Consider the following 4783-nt stretch of genomic DNA (forward strand, 5'->3'; position numbering starts at 1 on the left):
AAAATTTAAGAGCGACATGAATAACAAATCGAGCCAGGGATATGCCCGCAGCGCCAGATTCCATAGTCACATATTAACAATCACTCTAACTTATAACAGGTTAATTTATTTTATTGGAATAGATTCTTCCTGCCACACCAAGGTAAAAGGGCAGACCCGGGTTACCAATACATAAGCGTAATTTCGCCTCAAAATCGGCACCATAGAGAAACAGCGGGTAATCCTCCCTCATAACGACCACTGGAAAACCCTGACTCAATTGTCCTTAGGCGCCAGCTCCCAGTCAGGATCGGTAGAATACACTGCTTCAAACCTCCTGTAACAGGATATATCTGTGAAGTTAAGCTACAAGATTAGCCCACTGGCTGCCTCGGTTCTTTTTGCCTCAGGCTGTGCCACCATGAGTGAAGAAGAGTGCCGTATGGCCGACTGGCCGACTGGCAGGCACTTGGCTATGAAGACGAGGCGGCCGGCCGGGGCCTGGATTATATGCAAAAACGCCGTCAAACCTGCGCCAAATACCATGTCCAGATTAATACCCACACCTACCGCAGTGGCCGCAATGAAGGGCTGCAGCTCTACTGTACCAAGATACACGGATTTGCTGAAGGTCGCGCCGGGGAGATCTACAACGGCGTATGTCCAGCGAACCTTGAGGGGCACTTCCTGCAGGGCTACAACACCGGTCGCGCTATTTTTATGACTCTCAGTGCTGTGCAGTCACTGGAAGCCACCATTCACGACCTGGAGCTGGAGCGGGAATCTCTTCTGGAAAACCTGACAGAAAAAGGCGCGCTACCGATTGCTGATGAAGCTACTCGGGAAGAGCGTATTCACCTACTGGCGGAGATTGCACGCCTTAAAACACGTCACACAGAATTGGGGATCGATATTGACAACCTGACGTTTGAATTAACCCAGCGCCAGGCGGAGTACCAGGCGGTGCTTTCCAGATCGCCGTACCACCCCTAATTAGGGGATACCACCCTACTGTACAAGCATCAGCTTTGCCTCAACAACCTATTCCCGGCACGGTTATTCGTGAGTTTCTGTTTCCATGCAAATCAAGCGACTGGGAACAGTGCTGTCCCACACGCCAGGCGCCTACCTTGCATATTACACACTAGACAAGTTGCTGAACAAAAAAAGGCTGTTCTGTTGTCATTTTTTCGGGGAAAACCATTCAAAACCAGTGCGCCTCGCACTGTTTTTTCAAGCACCAAGGCGGTAACCAGCCAACAGCGCTTTTACTCTGCTCTTACTTGTTAGAGCAGCCAGTATTATCCATCGGATTCAGGGAGCCCTGATTATCATCAGCCATTTGTGTCATCTGGCCAAAGGCTCAATCTGGCGATAACTTGTGTTTACAGATCTCGAATTTTCCCGCGTGTCACTTTCAGCTTGGAACGCCTGCTTTTACACTCTAAACGTCTCTCCCTCGCTCCGCGACTTGGCTTGGTGGCAACTCGCCGTCTTGGAACTGACAGGACTTTTTCAATCAAACATTGCAGACGCTCAAGGGCATCTGCACGATTTTTCTCCTGAGTACGAAATCGCTGGGCCCTGATGACCACTACCCCCTCGCCAGAGATACGCCGATCCCGCAGTTGTAGTAGCCGCTGCTTGATCTCCTCGGGCAGCGAGGAGGCAAGGATATCAAAACGCAGATGAATAGCGGTGGAAACCTTATTCACATTTTGCCCTCCCGCTCCCCGGGCGCGCATCGCCCTTATCTGAATCTCCTCGACAGGAACCTTGATATTTCTGGAATCATTGCGCATAACAATTCACGAACACATGCAGTTTCAACAACCGACATATTTTCGGACAGGAATCCCTCTTGTTGTCATAAATAGTTTAATTCTTAATGATGTTGATGCAACACAAGATAGTGATCAACGCGCAAGTATTACCTGGCAGTCATAAGCTTTTGTTCGCACAATGAACCAGCAGCAGTTCCGAAACCTACATTACCAAACATAATGATGCAACTATACCAACTCCTATTTATAATGTGTCCTTCGTAGGCATAATCTGCTTTTTGACCCCTCTACCTTTTTTCCGGCGCCAGTTAGCTTCATAGTAGATATGCTGAGCAGCTTAACTGGCATCGCCAGATCATCGATGGAACTAACTGCCATCACTGGCATCTGAATCACCCCGGCTTTCTCGGAGGCTAACTTTCTTGAGAGAATTAGCCAATGAGCAAACGAGCTGGATACTCTCCCGAGGTACGGGAACGCGCAGTTCGCATGGTGTTGACCGGCGAGCACGAGCATCAATCACGCTGGGCAGCGATCACATCTATCGCTTCCAAGATCGGCTGCACACCCGAGACCCTACGATTATGGGTCAACAAGATGGAAGTCGACAATGGTACTAAGCCCGGCACCACCAGCGGTGACGCAGCCCGTCTCAAAGAACTGGAGCGTGAAGTCCGCTAACGAGATCTTGCGCAAGGCTGCCGCTTTTTTCGCCCAGGCGGAGCTCGACCGCAAACCGAAGTAATGGTGGCATTCATTGACCAGGAGCGTGAGGCGCACGGTGTCGAGTCAATCTGTGAGACTCTGCCGATTGCACCGTCGACCTTTTACCGCTGCAAGCATTTACAGGCCAACCCAGAGCAACGCTGTGCGCGTGCTCAACGTGACGATGAGCTGAAGCCTGAGAGTTCAGCGGGTCTACGAAGAAAACCACCACGTCTATGGTGCACACAAGGTCTGGAAGCAGCTTAACCGTGAAGACGTAAAGGTCGCCCGCTGCAGTTGAACGGCTGATGAAGGTACTGCAGCTGGAAGGCGTTCGAAGAGGCAAACGTTGCGTTACGATTATCCCGGATGAGCTGGCCGATAAGCCGCTGGATCTGGTGAACCGCGAGTTTACGGCGAAACGCCCCAACCAGCTCTGGGTGGCCAACATAACCTAGGTTGCAACTTGGTCTGGTTTTGTTTATGTCGCATTCGTTGTCGACGTATTCTCCCGCTATATTGTTGGCTGGCGTGTGTTAAAGAGCCTTCAAACCGACATCGTGCTTGATGCTCTGGAGCAGGCACTGTGGGCACGAGGTAAGCCCCGCGGCGTTACCCATCATAGCGATCGAGGTAGTCAGTACCTGTCGATTCGATACACCGAGCGACTTAGTGAGGCGGGTTTCCATATGTCAGTCGGCAGTGTCGGCGACTCCTACGACAACGCACTGGCAGAAACTATCAACGGTTTATTCAAGGCGGAGGTCATCCACAGGGCAGGTCCCTGGAAAGGGCTGGATGAGGTTGAACGCGCGACCTTGACCTGGGTCGACTGGTTTAACCATCGCCGCATTCTTGGGCCAATTGGCGATATGCCTCCAGCTGAATACGAAAACCTGTATTATCAACAAACCGAGTCTTCCCAAGCGGCATGACTCAAATCAAATTGCCTCCGACAAACCCGGGGGGATTCAATCAGCTATAGCCAGTCTGCGCCGAATGCTTCGGCCTTAGATTCTGTAGTGTTCCAAAATTACTTTGCTGAGCTTATTCCAGCACCAACCTCTATACTTGTATCAAATACCAACTGAGAGTCCAAGTCCCCTCAGGAGTGCATGAGCAGACATTGAAGTGGATTGGGGTTCCCTCCACGATTGCTTAGCTTAGTAAGCTCCCTGCGCTTGGACAGAAGCTGCACGAGCACAACCAGAGCTTCCCAAGCATGAATTACTCTACCCTGCCGAAAACTGACTCTTTTTCCAACACCCGTATCTCCGATTGCTAAACTTTATAAACACCGATAGAATCAGGCTGTGCTTTATAAGTGAAGCCCATTGATTACTTATGTCCAGTTAGCCAATAGATGGAACGCGCTGGGAGCAGTATCGATATAGAATCGACACCTGAGTTGATGCCGCAATGGCTTAATCCAATTGGGAGAGAAATTAATGAGTCTCAGAATAGCTTTAACAGGATTTTGCACTCTTGTACTGATTAGTGGTTGTGCCAACAGCCCACCCGCAGGTGTGAATGATACTGGAAACAGGCTGGCCAACGTTTCCAATAGCGAGAGTAAAGGTCAAACTACATTATCGAAAGACCAGGTGATTTGCAAGGTCCGCACTATAACCGGATCCCGCTTCAAACAGAAAACATGTATGACCGCTGAGGAATGGAAAAATATGGCGGAAGGCTCAAAAAATATGGTAACCACTGCCAATCGTATCGGCTTTCAAGGTAATCCCGACGGAGGTTAGCGAGGCAACTGCTTTGCCCCCTTATCGGGGAATAAGTTTGCTTCCACCCCGCTTTCTGCCAGCGGAATTCAATCTGACTCGGAGAGCGCTGATAGCCACCCTCAGCCAAAAGTAGAAAACGCCGGAAACCCCCCTCACGGAACCCAGAGCCTGTCCGCTTGTGGGGTTATCCCACTCACCTTTACGATACCAGCTGCCGAGGCCGCTGGCTAAACGCGTCACGGATATCGCGCTTAAATGGCACCACTTCGACGATTGCAACGTCCACCAGATACTGCGTTATTGAGAGAGGCTGCAGATAATTTCAGGAAAGCACCCATACGATGGGGCGGGATTGGGGGGGCTAGCAAATGTTATCGCCGCAAGGCATCTTGGTCGAGCGATCCCCCTTGTTCGGATGCGCCGCTACACCATTCAACCCTTTGGGACATTTGCTAACTCACGTTGTTATATCACCATCACTTACTCCAAGATCTGGTAACAGAATACCCCGGGAACCAAGGAGCATCCTCGAAATAATATTCAGGCCCAAAGAGAGAATAAGGGGCGTTGCCTAGG

Annotated in this window: 3 protein-coding genes, 1 pseudogene and 1 other annotated feature; of the genes and pseudogenes, 3 read left to right on the top strand and 1 reads right to left on the bottom strand. The window is 50.5% G+C overall.

The features are described 5' to 3' along the window. The first annotated feature begins 414 nt into the window (after window positions 1-414). Complete coding sequence (locus tag Q5Y71_RS16290; RefSeq protein ID WP_306043142.1) at window positions 415-972, top strand: DUF2799 domain-containing protein; 558 nt, start codon at window positions 415-417, stop codon at window positions 970-972. Window positions 973-1364: 392 nt separating this feature from the next. Here Q5Y71_RS16290 and arfB read toward each other — a convergent pair whose 3' ends face one another. Beyond that, window positions 1365-1781: an alternative ribosome rescue aminoacyl-tRNA hydrolase ArfB gene (gene arfB, locus Q5Y71_RS16295; RefSeq protein WP_306043143.1), complete on the bottom strand. Its 417-nt coding sequence runs from the start codon at window positions 1779-1781 to the stop codon at window positions 1365-1367. A gap of 420 nt (window positions 1782-2201) precedes the next feature. Between arfB and Q5Y71_RS16300 the strand changes: the two are divergent. Further along, a pseudogene (locus Q5Y71_RS16300) lies at window positions 2202-3403 on the top strand (IS3 family transposase). After that, window positions 2466-2582: a sequence feature (AL1L pseudoknot), on the top strand. (Overlaps the previous pseudogene by 117 nt.) A gap of 513 nt (window positions 3404-3916) precedes the next feature. Beyond that, entirely contained in the window at window positions 3917-4225 is a 309-nt protein-coding gene (locus tag Q5Y71_RS16305) for a hypothetical protein (protein WP_306043144.1), read from the top strand. Window positions 4226-4783: the final 558 nt, after the last annotated feature.

Origin of the sequence: Microbulbifer sp. 2205BS26-8 (assembly GCF_030731025.1) — a bacterium.
Lineage (GTDB): Bacteria > Pseudomonadota > Gammaproteobacteria > Pseudomonadales > Cellvibrionaceae > Microbulbifer > Microbulbifer spongiae.

Bases quoted from the DNA above. Each gene is read 5' to 3' on its own strand.
- arfB (WP_306043143.1), bottom strand. From the start codon at position 1,781: ATGCGCAATGATTCCAGAAATATCAAGGTTCCTGTCGAGGAGATTCAG.
- Q5Y71_RS16305 (WP_306043144.1), top strand. From the start codon at position 3,917: ATGAGTCTCAGAATAGCTTTAACAGGATTTTGCACTCTTGTACTGATT.